A 13,664-nucleotide genomic window follows, 5' to 3' on the forward strand; every position below is an offset into this window, starting at 1 on the left:
GTTACAAGTCGTCCAACATGTGACGGTCGCTGTAGGCGCGCCCATAGGTGCGCAGCGAATAGACGTACAGCGCCAGCCCTAGAACCGACCAGCCGGCAAAAATGATCCACTCGGCGCCGGTGAGCGCGGCGGGGCTGCCCGGCAGGTAAAGAAACGCCATGGCGAGTGACATCAGCACGGCGGCCACGCCGCAGGGCATGCCGAAGCTCACGCGAAACGGGCGCGGCATGTCCGGCTCGCGCACCCGTAGCACGATGAAAGAGATCGCGACGAACAGGTAGGCGATGACGATGCCCAAACCACCGGCATCGACGATCCACACCAGCGCCGGGCGACCGAAAAACGGCGCGATGCAGGAGAGAAAACCCATCAGAAAGACGGCGTTGGTCGGCGTCTTGTAGCGCGGGTGCAGCTTGGCAAAGGTCTGGGGCAGCATGCCGGCGGAGGCCAGGGCGTAGATCGCCCGCGAGCCGCCGATGTAAAACGCGTTCCAGCTGGTGATGATGCCCGCGATGCCGGCCAGGACCATCAAATTGCTCGCCCAGTCGGCGTCAAACAGCACACCCATGGCTTCCGGCACGGTCAAACTCGCGTTTTCGAGTGCTGCGCTATCGAGCATCAGGCTGGTGCCCAGAATGATCAGCGAGTACCAGGCCACGGCCAGCAGCACGGAAAGCATCAGTACCTTACCGATCGCCTTGTAGGGCAGGTTGATCTCTTCGGCGGCCTGGGGGATGACGTCGAAGCCGACGAAGAGAAACGGCACCATGACCAGCACGGCCATGATACCCGCGGCCATACCTGCCTCGCCGGAAGCGAACAGCGGCGTCATATTGGCGGTGTTGCCTTCGAAAAGCGCGCCGGTGATGAACATCACACCCACCACCAGAATCAGCCCGGTGACGACTTTCTGCAAAAGCGCGGCGGTGGTCACACCGAAGTAGTTGACCATCATCATGATGAGCGAGCCGCCCACGCCGACCGCGACCCAGGTGGCTTTCACTTCCCAACCGGCAATGGTCCACAGATGGCCCACGGCGTAGTTGGGCGCGATGTATTCGACCACCGTCGGCAGCGCCACGGCCTCGAACGCCACCACGCTCAAATAGCCCAGAATGATCGCCCAGGTACACAGAAACGAGGCGCCGTGGCCCAGTGCCCGGTAGCTGTAAACGTGTTCGCCGCCGACTTTCGGCATCGCCGAGGCGAGCTCGGCGTAGGTCAGGCCCACCAGCAGAATCGCGATGCCGCCCACGATGAAGGCCAGAATGGCGCCGAGACTACCGGCGGATTGAATGGCGGTGCCGGTCAGTACGATCCAGCCCCACCCGATCATGGCCCCGAAGGCCAGTGCCAGCACGTCCCCGCGTGCCAACACGCGAACAAGCTTTGCCTGTTCAGGAGTTGATGTCGTCATGATGGTATCTTCCCAGGAGTGATTGGTTGTTGTGTGAGCGTGGCGCATTGTTATGACAGGGCGCCCCCGCCCATTCGGCGAGGGAGCGCTCTTTAGTACACGCTAGCAGGCAAAACCACCCAAGCGAATGGACCATTGCACGGTTGGACTAGACCACTTTTATCGAACGTGTGATAACGTTCTGATTTGTTGGTGACATAGCGCGTTGGAGAAAAGCGTTGAAGGAGCGTCCATGACCGCCCAGGAAATGCTCGAGCAGTTTGCCGAGCTCTACCAGGCCCAGCCCGGGCGGCTCAACAAACAGGTGCGCATCGAGCAGGCGCTGCGCCTGGCCATTACCCAGCGTTGGAGCCAGGGCAGCCGCTTGCCCTCGCACCGGGCGCTTTCTGAGGCCGCCGGCTGCGCGCGCCAGACCATGGCTCAGGCGATCGAGACGCTGCGCGGCGAAGCGTTATTGAAGACCGCTCACGGCCAGGGCACCTGGGTGCGCAAGCCGCCGTTGGCGCCGGCTTCCAATCCGCTTTCCGCACCGCTTTCCCGGCGCGCCCGCCAGGTGCTCGGCGCCCCCGGGTCGAGCCGTATTCAAAGCGGCGCCTTCATGCCCGGCATTCCTGACATCGCCCGCTTTCCGATGCGCCGCTGGCGCCAGCTCTATGGCAGCGTCACGGTGGCGCAGAACGCGCTGCTGCTCTCCTACTCCACCGGCGGGTACGGGCCGCTCAAGCGGGCGATTCGCGATTTTCTCGCGCGCTGGCGCAACATCGACTGTGACGTGGATCAAATCATCATTACCGACGGCACCCACAACGGCATCGAGCTGTGCGCCATGGCGCTGACCGACGTCGGCGACACCGTCGCGATGGAGTCGCCCTGCTACTGGGGCGCGCGCAATATCTTCACCGCCGCAGGACTTGCCGTCGACATGCGCGCCTGGCACCCAAACGACGGCTATCGTTTGGAGCGCCCGGGCGGGCCGGTGGCGCTGGCGTACCTGACCGGCTCGCACCACTACCCGCTGAGCATGCCTGCCAGCGCCCGGCACAAGCGCGCGTTTTGTGAAGCGCTCCAGCCCGCCTACGTGGTGGAGGACGACTACGAGTTCACCAGGGATGACCACACCGAGCTTCTGTTCGATCCCGGCTCGTCGCGCCATTTGCTGGTAGGCTCGTTTTCCAAGATGATGTTTCCGGGCCTGCGCCTGGGCTATCTGGTAGTGCCACACCACCTGGCAGAGCCGATGAACCGGCTGAGAAGCGAGCTTTTTCGCGAAGGCCGCATGCTCGACCAGGCGGTGCTCGCCCAGTTCATATTCGACGGCGACCTGGACAGCTGGTGCCGACGCATTCAGCGCGACTATCTGGGCCGCCAGCAGGTGCTGCATGACCAGCTTGAGCGCCTGCCCCGGGTCAAGCGCGTCTCACCGCCGAGCAGCACCATCAGCCTGTGCGTGGAGTTCGAGCCCGGGGTGGACGACGTCGCCATCGCTCAGGCGCTTTTGAGAGAGCACCTCATCGTGCGCCCGCTTAGCCCGGTGTGTGCGCCAAATGATGCCCGCTCGGGGCTGGTCATGGGGGTGGGCATGCTCTCCGGCGATACGCTGAGCCGCGAAGTTCAGCGCCTGCGCCACCACCTGGCCGCGCTGCTGCGCCAATCCAACACGCTAGAGAAACGATAACATCAGGGATCGAACAGGAGACGCCATGCGTCATTTACGTACAATGAGCGACGCTTACGCGCGCCCCCTTTGGGCACTTTGCGCGCTGCTTACGCTTTCAGGCTGCGCGGCGTTCGCCCCCAGCCCGCCGCAGGATCAGAGCAACGTGTGCGAGATCTTTCGCGAGCAGCCAAGCTGGTACGACTACGCCCGCGACTCGGAAAATCAGTGGGGTACGCCGATCGCCACGCAAATGTCCTTCATTCAGCAGGAGTCCTCGTTTCGAAGCCACGTGCGCCCGGACCGCAAGTACTATCTCGGCTTCATTCCCGGCCCCCGGCCCTCGTCGGCCAAGGGCTACGCCCAGGCCCAGGACCCGGTGTGGGGCGAGTACCGCGATCAGGCGGGCAGCCTCTTTGCCCGGCGTACCCACATGAAGCATGCCACGGACTTCATTGGCTGGTACAACGCCCGCACCCGCGCGCAAACCGGCATCTCGCTGCAAAACCCGGAGCATCTTTACTACGCCTACCACGAAGGCGCCGGCGGCTATCAGCGCGGCACCTATCGCAATAAACCCCACGTACTGCGCGCCGGGCGTCAGGTCGCGAGCCGCGCGGGGCGCTACCAGTCCCAACTCAACGCCTGCGAGGCAGAGTTTCAGTGCCGCAAGTTCTACCAGGTATGGCCTTTTTGCCGCTAAGGAGTCTGCATGGCCGTTTTGATCGGCGCCCTCTTCGTCGGCGTGGTCTTTTGTACGTCGCTTCTATCCGGCATTTTCGGCATGGCCGGCGGGCTGGTACTGCTCTGGTTTTTGCTGCTGATCTTTCCCGCGGCCTCCGCCATGGCGGTGCACGGGGTGATTCAGCTCACCGCCAACGCCTCGCGCGCGTGGCTTTCCCGGCGCTTCATTAACTGGCGAGTGGTGGCGCTGATGGCCGGCGGCGTGGCCGGCGCGGCGGGGCTGCTGCTGTTATTCGACTACAGCCCCGACGCCGCCACGGTATCGATTTTGATCGGGCTTTTACCGATTCTGGTCTGGGTACCCAAGCGCTGGTTCGCGCTCAACGCCAACCGCGCAAGCCACGCGCTCGCGTGCGGGCTGGCCTCCGGCGGGCTCACCATCGCCGCCGGCGTTTCCGGGCCCTTGATCGACATCTTCTTCGTGCGCTCGGACATGGACCGCCGCCAGGTGGTGGCCACCAAGGCGATGATTCAGGTCGTCGCCCACAGCATCAAGATTCTGTTTTATCTCGGCTCGGCGCTCGCCCTCGGCGCCGGCGACTGGGCCATGGTGGCGCTGGCCGCCCCCTTTGCACTATTAGGCACCCAAACCGGCACGCGTATTCTGCACCGCTTGACCGACGCCAACTTCCGCGCCTGGACGCGCTGGATCGTGACCGCCATCGGCGCGTTCTATTTGATTCAAGGCGTCTATCTGCTGACGGCTTGAAGCGGCGCATGACTCCCCGCCCCGTCATTGACACGATGACGGGCACACGCTATCTTCTCGCACAAATACAAATGAGAAACATTTTAATTTAACAGAGTCGCCCGCAGGAGAGCCCGCATGAAACGGTGGAGTGTACCCAGGGATCAGCGCCAGCTTCGCCAGAGCGTTTTGTTGCTGCGCACTTCTTTTGAAGCGATGCAGCACTCGATCGCCCCGCGCCTTGAGGACCCGCTGCCCTGCTGGCTCGATACCGGCACGCTTTCGATGCTCGCCGGCGAGCTTGCCCGCGTTAGCGAAACGGCCAAATCGACGCTCCCGCCCGAGGCTCACACCAGGCTCTGCCTGGCCGCAAACCAGTGCGAGCTGCTGCTCAAACAGTGCCCCGGCGTTTTGAGCAGCGCGTTTTGTCATCGCCAGCTCGGCGCCATCGTCCTTACCCTTAACGCCGTACTTTTGAGCGCGGCGGCGCCGGCACCCAAAAAGCGCTGGTTCTGGTCATCTTGATTCCACGCTAGCGGCCACTGGTAAGATACGCCTTCTTCGCCCGGCGCCCGAGTCGATCGGCCGCCTTACACGACACCCGCGAAAAGGCCACTCATGACGCCCGCTCCCACTCCTGATACGCCAAGCCCCTGGTACCGCACGGTGCCGGATCCCATGGTCCTGATCTTCATCATTCTGGTCGCGACCTATCTGCTAACCTTCGTCATTCCCGCCGGGGAGTTCGAACGCGTGACCGAGGCCGGCCGTACCCTGGTGGTACCGGAGTCGTTTCGCTATTTGGACGATGTTGCCGCGATCGCGCCTTTCGATATCTTCGTGGCCATTCCTCAGGGGCTGATCAACGCCTCACAGTATCTGTTCATCGTGTTCATCGCCGGCGGGCTCTTTCATATTCTGCAAAAGACCGGGGCGCTTGAAAACGCTATCGGCGTGGCGGTGAACAAGGTCGGCGTTCACCGGCGCAACCTGATCATTACCGTGGGTACCTTCATCTACGGCTTTTTTGGCGTCGCCGTGGGCTATGAGAACAACATCGCGCTGGTGCCGATCGCGGTGCTGATCGCCAGCGCCATCGGCTGTTCGAGCCTGGTCGGTACCACCATGGCGGTGGGCGGTATCGGCGTGGGGTTTGCGCTGTCGCCGATCAACCCCTACACGGTGGGCGTGGCGCAGGGCATCGCCGAGCTTCCGACCTTTTCCGGCGCCTGGCTGCGCACGCTTTTGCTGCTGTGTTCGCTCAGCCTGTTGGCGCTCTATATCTGTAAGCGCGTGGTGCCCATGCCGTTCAAGGAGTCGCCGGACGCCGCGGGCATGAGCCGCCCTCTGAACGAGTACACGCTGAGCCGGCGCAACCTGGCAACGCTTGCGGCCTTCGTCGGCGGGCTTGCGGTCATGCTTTACGGCGTGTTCACCCGCGGCTGGTACATCAACGAAATCGCCGCCATGTTTCTGTTGATGGCGATCGTGATCGGGGCGCTGAACGGGCTATCGCCCAACGGCATCGTTGCGCGCTTGATCGAAGGCGCCTCGAGCGTCACTGCCGGGGCGATGGTCATTGGCCTGGCGGCGTCGATTCAGGTCATCCTCAACGAGGCGTCGATCATCGACACCATCGTTTTTGGGCTGAGCGGGCTTTTGAGCGGCGTACCCGCCGCGCTCACGGCCATCCTTGCAAGTGTCCTCCAGGGCGTGATCAACCTGTTCGTGCCCTCGGGCTCCGGCCAGGCGCTGGTCACCATGCCGATTCTCATTCCCCTGGCGGATCTGGTCGGCATCAGCCGTCAGCTCATGATCACCGCCTTTCAGGTCGGCGATGGGCTGACCAACCTGATCATTCCCACCTCCGGCGGAATGCTGGCGATGATCGCGCTGGGGCGTGTCAGCTACGAGCAGTGGCTCAAGGCCATCCTCCCCTTCATGGCGATGGTCTATCTTCTAAGCTTCGCGGGGTTGGTGCTGGGCCACGTTGTAGGCTATTGAGTGATGTCGGCGGGCCGGTGTTTCGGTCCGCTGGCGAACAATAGTAAACTGGTCTATTGTTGATGATCTCGCTTATTTATCCGCAAGAAGGAGTTTGCCCATGGCGTTCGAAACGCTACTCGCCCCGACCCAGCTTGGCAGCCTGACGCTTCCCAACCGGGTGATCATGGCGCCGCTGACCCGCGCGCGCACGCCAAACAGCGTGCCCGGTGAGCTGCAGCAAGCCTACTACGGCCAGCGCGCCGGCGCCGGGCTGATCATTAGTGAGGCGACCAACATCTCGCCGACCGCCCGCGGCTACGTTTATACCCCGGGCATATGGACCGATGAGCAGCAGGCCGGCTGGAAAGGCGTGGTCGACGCCGTGCACGCCAAGGGTGGGCGCATTGCGCTGCAGCTCTGGCACGTTGGGCGTGTTTCTCACGAAATGGTTCAGCCGGACGGCCAGAAGCCGGTCGCCCCGAGCGCTCTCAAAGGTGAAGGCGCCCAGGCGTTTGTCGAGTTCGAAGACGGCAGCGCCGGTCAGCACCCAGCCAGTACCCCGCGGGCGCTGGAAACCGATGAGATCCCGGGCATCGTCGAGGATTACCGCCAGGCGGCTCAGCGCGCTAAAAACGCCGGGTTCGACATGGTGGAAGTTCACGCGGCCAACGCCTATCTGCTCAACCAGTTTTTGGCCACCGGCTCCAATCAGCGTTCTGATCGCTACGGCGGCTCAATCGAGAACCGCGCGCGCTTCCCGCTGGACGTGGTCGACGCGGTGATCGAAGTTTACGGCGCCGACCGCGTGGGCATTCGCCTGACGCCGTTCATCGAGATCTTCGGCTTGACCGATGATGAGCCCGAAGAGATGGCGCTGTATCTCGCCGATGAGCTGGCCAAGCGCGAAATCGCCTACATCCACCTCAACGAGCCAAACTGGGCCGGTGGCGACAACACCTTCCCGGACGGTTTCCGCGAGCGGATGCGCGAGCGCTTCAACGGCAGCATCATCTACTGCGGCCACTACGACGCCGAAAAAGGCGAGGCGATGGTTAAAAGCGGTAATAGCGACTTCATCGCGTTTGGTCGCCCCTATATCGCCAACCCGGACTTGGTCGAGCGCTTTCGCCAGAACGCCTCTCTCAACGAGCCGAACAAGGACACTTTCTACGGCGGTGACGAAAAGGGCTACACCGACTACCCGTTTCTGGACAACGGTTACGACCGTCAACAGTAAGCGCTGTTTTAAAACAGGTTATTGACCTTTTCAATACGCGCTGGATGGATTCAAAGCACCACACTCGTGGTGCTTTTTTTGTAGGCTGGCGCCTGTCAAAACGATCATTTTCACCTACTTTATCGGTACTATGGAGTAAGACGTATCGACATGGACAGGTGGCGGCGTCTCACATTCGGATCAGGCTCGGGGTGATAAAATGGAGAGTAGTTCCCTTCCCTTTTTATTGGCGGGTTTTTCGCTGCTGCTGGGCGTACTGGCCGCTGGGGTATTCTGGTATCGAAGAGACTCGATGCAGCGCCCCTTCAAGGCGCGCCGCGTGGCGCCGCCCCCCAGGCCCGCGCGGGCGTCCGAGGTTTCGAGTACAACGCCGAGCGTGCCTCACGCCGCCACCACGCGCACCCGCCAGCACGCGCTGTTCGTGATCTTCGCCCACCCGGATGCCACCACCGACGAGCGCCTGACCGAGTGGCTGCGGGGCAAGAACGCGCGCTTCGATGACGCTCGCAAGGTGTTTTTGATCGATGGACACAAGCGCTCCAACCCGATCGTCATTGCCAACGCCTACCCGCCGGGGGAAATGGCGGATCTTCTCAGCGGTGAAAGCAACGGTACCGTGCGCGGCGTAAGCCTGCTGGTCAAGCCGCCGCTGCATCGGCGCCGCAACCAGCAGATGCACGTCTACGTGGCGCTGGCCAAGGAGATGAACGACACCTTCCGCGGCCAGATTCTCGATAGCGAGCAGAACCCGGTTTCCGAGCTCACCTACCAGACCATTCTCGGCTGAGTGACGACGTCGCCCACCGCTTGATCGTTAAGCCACCAGCCCCTGGCTTCGCAGGTAGTCGTCGTAGCTGCCGCTGAAATCGACGATGCCGTCCGGCTGCATGTCGATGATCCGCGTGGCAAGGCTTGAGACGAACTCGCGGTCGTGGCTGACGAATATGAGCGTGCCCGGGTAGTTTTCGAGCGCCAGGTTGAGCGCCTCGATCGACTCCATATCCAGGTGGTTGGTGGGCTCGTCCATCAGCAGCACGTTGGGGTTGGTCAGCGTCAGCTTACCAAACAGCATCCGGCCCTGTTCGCCGCCGGAGATCACCTTCACCGACTTGTTGATGTCGTCGCTTGAAAAGAGCATCCGCCCGAGCGCGCCGCGCACCACCTGCTCGCCTTCTTTCGTCCACTGACCCATCCACTCGAACAGCGTGGCATCTTCGGCGAAATCTGCCGCGTGATCCTGGGCGAACACGCCAAGCTCGGCGGCATCGGTCCACTTCACTTCGCCGCTATCCGGGGCAAAATCGCCGGCCAGCGTTCTCAACAGCGTCGTCTTGCCGATGCCGTTGGGGCCGATGATCGCGATCCGCTCGCCGGCTTCGACGCCCATCGAAAAGCGCTCGAACAGCGGCTTGTTGGCATCAAAGCCCTTGGTGATCGCCTCGACGGCAAGGGCGTTACGGTGAATCTTCTTGTTCTGATCGAAACGAATGAACGGGCTCACCCGGCTCGAGGGCTTGATGTCCTCGAGCTTGATCTTGTCGATCTGGCGCGCCCGTGAGGTCGCCTGCTTCGCCTTGGAGGCGTTCGCGGAGAAGCGGCTAACGAACTGCTGAAGCTCGGCGATTTGCGCCTTCTTCTTGGCATTGTCCGCGTGCTGACGCTCGCGCGCCGCGGTGGCCGCGGTCATGTAGTCGTCATAGTTGCCCGGGAACAGCGTGATCTCGCCGTAGTCCAGATCCGCCATGTGGGTGCAGACGCTGTTCAGAAAGTGGCGGTCGTGGGAGATGATCACCATGGTGCTGCTGCGCGCTTTCAGAATGTCCTCGAGCCAGCGGATGGTGTTGATGTCCAGGTGGTTGGTCGGCTCATCGAGCAGCAGCACGTCCGGGTCGGAAAACAACGCTTGGGCAAGCAGTACACGAAGCTTCCAGCCCGGCGCGACCTCACTCATCGGGCCAAAATGCTGCTCCAGCGGAATGCCCAGCCCCAGCAGCAGCTCACCGGCGCGAGCTTCGGCGGTGTAGCCGTCGAGCTCGGCGAAGCGCACCTCGAGATCCGCCACGGCCATGCCATCCTCTTCGCTCATCTCGGCCATCGAGTAGATGCGCTCACGCTCGGCGGCGACTTTCCAGAGCTCGGTATTCCCCATGACGACGGTATCAATCACGCGCTCGTTTTCAAACGCGAACTGGTCCTGGCGCAGCTTGCCAAGCCGCGTGGTGGAATCGAGCATCACCTGGCCGGACGAGGGCTCCAGCTCACCGCCCAGAATCTTCATGAAGGTCGACTTGCCGCAGCCGTTGGCGCCGATCAAGCCGTAGCGGTTGCCGTTGTTGAATTTGACCGAGACGTTCTCGAACAGGGGCTTGGCCCCGAACTGCATGGTGATATTGGCGGTGGCGATCAAGATGAGGACCCTGGCTGACGATGGATGCGTGGCGATGAGTGCGGGCACGTGCCCGTGAAAGGCTCGCGATTCTACGCGCTATTGGGCCATCTGACACCTGGTGGCTCGGCCTCATTCGCCGCCGCGCGGGGCAAGCTCCAGCAGAACCCGACCGTGATCAGTCACTTGCTGAAAACGCGTGCGCAGAATATCGACGATGCCCTCGTGCTCGCCGACCAGCCGGGTGGTAATGACGCGAAGGCGCGGGTGGTGCGCCTGGGCCTGGCGGCAGATCTCGGCGATGTCGCCATCTTCACCGGCGTGGCGGCCCGGGGAGAGAAACAGCAGCGCCACCACCACGGTGGCATCGCGAAAATCAGGGCTCTCCAGCAGGTTTTCCAGAAGCGGCTCGTTGAAGCGGTACGCCTCGCCGTCGCGGCGCTCCATCGAGGCGGGCGCCACGCAGGCGGCGCGCTCGCCCAACAGCGCCCCGAGCTGGCCCGCCAGGCGATTGCGCACCGCGGTGACTTCGAAGATCGGGCTTCCGTGATCGACCAGCGCCACGCGCGGCGGCGCCCCATCGGGCACTACTTCCATCACGTTGTCAGCCAGAAGCCGTGCCAGGCGCAGGTCGTTGTCGCCGCGCTCGTCGACCAACGGCATCGCCACGCGCACGCTCACCCGCGGAAAGCGCTCCTGAAGCTCGGCCATGCGTTTGGGCAGGTAGTCGGTGAGCGCTCGGCTTTCGCCGAAGAAAAACGGGATGATGATGATCTCGCGCGCGCCCGCCTCGGCGCGGCGCTCGGCGGCGGGGCCAAGCGTTCGGGCGGGCTCGCCGCCGAGTTCATCAAAAGGAATCTTGTTCGAGTGCAGCAGCGATGCCGGCTCGACCGGCTCGCCCAGCGCGTCGCCGAGAGCCGCTGCGACGCGGCGAAGATTGAAGACGGCGGCGGGTTTGAGCGAACCGTTATCGACCAGAAAAATCGCGCGCATGGGCCTCTCCCAAAAAGCGTTTTACGTCATGTTACCATGGTGCTTTTACGCTACATTCTCTCATGATCATCGCGGGAGCCCCATGCTGATAGACACCACCGCCGTCAACCAGAGCCGCCGCCCGTTCGACGACAACGGCGATATCTGGCTGTTCGGCTACGGCTCGCTGATCTGGAAGGCGGACTTCCCCTTTCTGGAGCGCAAAAGCGCCTATATCGAAGGCTTCGAGCGGCGTTTCTGGCAGGGCTCTCACGACCATCGCGGTACGCCACAGGCGCCGGGGCGGGTCGCCACACTGATTCCCGTGGAAGGCGCGGTGTGCCACGGCATGGCGTATCGCATCAGCGAGGAAACCCTGGCGCCGCTGGATCACCGGGAGAAAAACGGCTACCTGCGCGAGGTCACGCCGCTGCATTTCGCCGACGGTGGCCTGGTGCAGGGCCTCGTTTACATGGCGACCGAGGAGAACCCGGCGTTTCTGGGCCCCGCGCCGCTCGAAACCATGGCGCGCCATATTCATGAAGCCGTGGGCCCGAGCGGCCCCAACCGTGACTATCTGCTCAACCTGGCCCAGGCGCTTCGCGAGCTCGACGTGGAAGACGCGCACATTTTCGCGCTACAGGCAGAACTCGAGCGCCTTTAGCATTACCAGTAGCGCGGATAGCGGCGGTGGCGCGCCAGGTTGTTGACCAGCACCGCCACTACCAGCATCACCACGCAGCCCATACCGATCGGCGCGAGCGGGTACCACCAGCCAAGCGCGTGAACGCTCGACCCGCCGCCGACGGCGATCAGCGCCGCCGCCGCGCCCGGCGGGTGAACCGTATGAGTAAGCTGCATGACCAGAATGGAGAGCGACACCGCCAGCGCCATGGAAAACGGCGTGGCGCCCAACAGCTGATAGCAGGCCACCCCCACCGCAGCGGACAGGACGCTTCCGAACAGCACATGGCTGGGCTGGGCGAAGGGGCTTTCCGGCGCCGCGTAAATGAGTACCGAGGTGGCGCCGAAGGAGCCAACGATCAGAAGCTGCTGACTGAGCCACTCGGCGCTGAGCCAACAGATCAGCGCCATGCCGCAAAATGCCCCGATCCATGACCAGAGCGCGTCCTGCCAGCCGACCCGCGCACGCTTGAAGGGCTCGCCGCGCATTTTGCCAAGATAGGTTTTCATCGCACTCACTCAAGCACCAAATGAGTGCAGATGATCGCAAAACGCACCAAATAAGCAAATGTTAATGCGTCATGCGCCGATGAATTTCATTCAACCGCTCGTCGCTACATCATCAGCCAGGAAAGAATGAACAGCGCGATGAACGTCTGAATGATCCCGCCGACGATCGACCCGCGCAGAAACGACTTGATTCCGCCCCACAGAATCAGCAGGCCGATGATGAGCACGGCGATGCTGAAAAAGGAGTCGTTGATGCCCAGCGAGCGCGTCAGGCCATCGATGAAATCGCCGAACGCGCCAAAGAAGTTGCCAAAAATACTCAACAAGAACTCCACCACCACGCGAATCGCCTCGCCAATGGTCTCGCCTACCTCGTCGAAAAATCCGTTTGCCTGCATGCGTCCTGTCCCGTGGTTTGAGGAGTACGGCATTGTCGATTAAAACGCGTACAAGGGCAAAACATAGCGCGCACCGCGCCAATGAAAAGCACATTGTCACCTGACATGGATAGCCCGGGCCGTCGCAGCATATCTTCACGTTTGTCGTTTATATCGGCTACATTGGTGCGACGTCGCTGCAGGTTTTCGACCCATTCTCAAACCAGGGAGACTCCAGAATGCCAAGCGTATTGATCACCGGCGCCACCTCCGGCTTTGGCCGCGCCGCCGCCTACCGTTTTGCCAAGGCTGGCTGGTCGCTGATTCTGACCGGACGGCGCGAGGAGCGCCTGAAATCGCTCGAAGATGAGCTCAAGGATCAGGTCGACGTACTAACGCTCACACTGGACGTACGCGACAGCGAGGCCGTTGCCCAAGCGTTCAAGGATCTACCGGAAAAGTTTTTACCGCTGACCTGCCTGATCAATAATGCGGGGTTGGCGCTGGCACCGGAGCCTTCGCAGAAGGTCGATCTCAAGGATTGGCACACCATGATCGACACCAATATCACAGGGCTTGTGAACGTCACACACGCGGCGCTACCAAAGCTGATCGAGCACGGCGAAGGTGCGAGCATTTTGAATCTGGGATCGGTGGCCGGGCAGTGGCCGTACCCAGGTGGGCACGTTTACGGGGCGTCCAAGGCGTTCGTGCAGCAGTTCGGTTACAACCTGCGCTGCGACTTGCAGGGCACCGGCGTACGCGTGACGGACCTGGCGCCCGGCATGGCGGAAACCGAGTTCACGCTGGTGCGTACCAAGGGCGACCAGGCCGCCTCCGATGCGCTTTACCGCGGCACCACCCCGCTTCAGGCCGAAGACATTGCCGAGCAGCTCTTTTATCTGGCCACGCTTCCGGCGCATATCAATATCAACCGTTTGGAGATCATGCCGGTGCGCCAGGCCTGGTCGCCCTTCAACGTGGACCGTGACCCGACTTGAAGCCGTCG

Annotated in this window: 14 protein-coding genes; 9 read left to right on the plus strand and 5 right to left on the minus strand. The window is 62.5% G+C overall.

All coding sequences use genetic code 11. The features are described 5' to 3' along the window. Position 1: 1 nt before the first annotated feature. Complete coding sequence (locus RN347_RS15385) at positions 2 to 1,417, minus strand: APC family permease (protein WP_263585961.1); 1,416 nt, start codon at positions 1,415 to 1,417, stop codon at positions 2 to 4. Positions 1,418 to 1,649: 232 nt separating this feature from the next. Here RN347_RS15385 and RN347_RS15390 point away from each other — a divergent pair, with 232 nt between their 5' ends. From RN347_RS15390 to RN347_RS15420, 7 genes are all read left to right on the plus strand, one after another. Further along, positions 1,650 to 3,092, plus strand: coding sequence for a PLP-dependent aminotransferase family protein (locus RN347_RS15390; protein ID WP_311958844.1), 1,443 nt, complete (start codon positions 1,650 to 1,652; stop codon positions 3,090 to 3,092). 25 nt (positions 3,093 to 3,117) lie between these two features. Next, entirely contained in the window at positions 3,118 to 3,774 is a 657-nt protein-coding gene (locus RN347_RS15395; RefSeq protein ID WP_263585959.1) for a lysozyme-like domain containing protein, read from the plus strand. Positions 3,775 to 3,783: 9 nt separating this feature from the next. Further along, complete coding sequence (locus RN347_RS15400; RefSeq protein WP_263585958.1) at positions 3,784 to 4,524, plus strand: sulfite exporter TauE/SafE family protein; 741 nt, start codon at positions 3,784 to 3,786, stop codon at positions 4,522 to 4,524. Between the two features lie 117 nt (positions 4,525 to 4,641). After that, positions 4,642 to 5,028 (plus strand): hypothetical protein, encoded by a 387-nt coding sequence (locus RN347_RS15405; protein ID WP_311958845.1) that lies wholly within the window; start codon positions 4,642 to 4,644, stop codon positions 5,026 to 5,028. A 93-nt stretch (positions 5,029 to 5,121) separates the two neighbouring features. Continuing rightward, a complete protein-coding gene (locus RN347_RS15410) occupies positions 5,122 to 6,507 on the plus strand; it encodes an AbgT family transporter (protein ID WP_311958846.1) in 1,386 nt (461 codons plus the stop codon). Between the two features lie 100 nt (positions 6,508 to 6,607). Then, positions 6,608 to 7,726: an alkene reductase gene (locus tag RN347_RS15415; protein WP_311958847.1), complete on the plus strand. Its 1,119-nt coding sequence runs from the start codon at positions 6,608 to 6,610 to the stop codon at positions 7,724 to 7,726. A gap of 199 nt (positions 7,727 to 7,925) precedes the next feature. Continuing rightward, positions 7,926 to 8,513 (plus strand): cell division protein ZipA C-terminal FtsZ-binding domain-containing protein, encoded by a 588-nt coding sequence (locus RN347_RS15420; RefSeq protein WP_311958848.1) that lies wholly within the window; start codon positions 7,926 to 7,928, stop codon positions 8,511 to 8,513. 27 nt (positions 8,514 to 8,540) lie between these two features. On the opposite strand, the gene RN347_RS15425 is transcribed toward RN347_RS15420, so the two are convergent. Both RN347_RS15425 and RN347_RS15430 read right to left on the minus strand, forming a co-directional pair. Then, positions 8,541 to 10,133 (minus strand): ABC-F family ATPase, encoded by a 1,593-nt coding sequence (locus RN347_RS15425; protein ID WP_263585953.1) that lies wholly within the window; start codon positions 10,131 to 10,133, stop codon positions 8,541 to 8,543. Between the two features lie 111 nt (positions 10,134 to 10,244). Further along, entirely contained in the window at positions 10,245 to 11,105 is an 861-nt protein-coding gene (locus tag RN347_RS15430; RefSeq protein ID WP_311958849.1) for a CbiX/SirB N-terminal domain-containing protein, read from the minus strand. A gap of 82 nt (positions 11,106 to 11,187) precedes the next feature. Here RN347_RS15430 and RN347_RS15435 point away from each other — a divergent pair, with 82 nt between their 5' ends. Next, positions 11,188 to 11,748 (plus strand): gamma-glutamylcyclotransferase, encoded by a 561-nt coding sequence (locus tag RN347_RS15435; protein WP_311958850.1) that lies wholly within the window; start codon positions 11,188 to 11,190, stop codon positions 11,746 to 11,748. A 2-nt stretch (positions 11,749 to 11,750) separates the two neighbouring features. On the opposite strand, the gene RN347_RS15440 is transcribed toward RN347_RS15435, so the two are convergent. Together RN347_RS15440 and RN347_RS15445 are read right to left on the minus strand one after the other, a co-directional pair. Next, the gene (locus RN347_RS15440; protein ID WP_263585938.1) at positions 11,751 to 12,278 is read right to left on the minus strand and encodes an HPP family protein; all 528 of its coding nucleotides are present in this window, start codon (positions 12,276 to 12,278) and stop codon (positions 11,751 to 11,753) included. Between the two features lie 104 nt (positions 12,279 to 12,382). Next, on the minus strand, positions 12,383 to 12,676 hold the full coding sequence (locus tag RN347_RS15445; RefSeq protein ID WP_263585937.1) for a hypothetical protein: 294 nt from the start codon (positions 12,674 to 12,676) through the stop codon (positions 12,383 to 12,385). Positions 12,677 to 12,894: 218 nt separating this feature from the next. Between RN347_RS15445 and RN347_RS15450 the strand changes: the two genes are divergently transcribed. After that, positions 12,895 to 13,656 (plus strand): SDR family NAD(P)-dependent oxidoreductase, encoded by a 762-nt coding sequence (locus RN347_RS15450; RefSeq protein ID WP_311958851.1) that lies wholly within the window; start codon positions 12,895 to 12,897, stop codon positions 13,654 to 13,656. The last annotated feature ends 8 nt before the right edge of the window (positions 13,657 to 13,664 follow it).

The organism is Halomonas sp. PAMB 3264 (assembly GCF_031954245.1).
In the GTDB taxonomy this organism is placed as follows: Bacteria; Pseudomonadota; Gammaproteobacteria; order Pseudomonadales; family Halomonadaceae; genus Vreelandella.

Coding starts and splice junctions, on each gene's coding strand:
- RN347_RS15445 (WP_263585937.1), bottom strand. CDS start 12,676: ATGCAGGCAAACGGATTTTTCGACGAGGTAGGCGAGACCATTGGCGAG.
- RN347_RS15450 (WP_311958851.1), top strand. CDS start 12,895: ATGCCAAGCGTATTGATCACCGGCGCCACCTCCGGCTTTGGCCGCGCC.
- RN347_RS15385 (WP_263585961.1), bottom strand. CDS start 1,417: ATGACGACATCAACTCCTGAACAGGCAAAGCTTGTTCGCGTGTTGGCA.
- RN347_RS15395 (WP_263585959.1), top strand. CDS start 3,118: ATGCGTCATTTACGTACAATGAGCGACGCTTACGCGCGCCCCCTTTGG.
- RN347_RS15435 (WP_311958850.1), top strand. CDS start 11,188: ATGCTGATAGACACCACCGCCGTCAACCAGAGCCGCCGCCCGTTCGAC.
- RN347_RS15440 (WP_263585938.1), bottom strand. CDS start 12,278: ATGAAAACCTATCTTGGCAAAATGCGCGGCGAGCCCTTCAAGCGTGCG.
- RN347_RS15415 (WP_311958847.1), top strand. CDS start 6,608: ATGGCGTTCGAAACGCTACTCGCCCCGACCCAGCTTGGCAGCCTGACG.
- RN347_RS15400 (WP_263585958.1), top strand. CDS start 3,784: ATGGCCGTTTTGATCGGCGCCCTCTTCGTCGGCGTGGTCTTTTGTACG.
- RN347_RS15410 (WP_311958846.1), top strand. CDS start 5,122: ATGACGCCCGCTCCCACTCCTGATACGCCAAGCCCCTGGTACCGCACG.
- RN347_RS15390 (WP_311958844.1), top strand. CDS start 1,650: ATGACCGCCCAGGAAATGCTCGAGCAGTTTGCCGAGCTCTACCAGGCC.
- RN347_RS15430 (WP_311958849.1), bottom strand. CDS start 11,105: ATGCGCGCGATTTTTCTGGTCGATAACGGTTCGCTCAAACCCGCCGCC.
- RN347_RS15405 (WP_311958845.1), top strand. CDS start 4,642: ATGAAACGGTGGAGTGTACCCAGGGATCAGCGCCAGCTTCGCCAGAGC.
- RN347_RS15420 (WP_311958848.1), top strand. CDS start 7,926: ATGGAGAGTAGTTCCCTTCCCTTTTTATTGGCGGGTTTTTCGCTGCTG.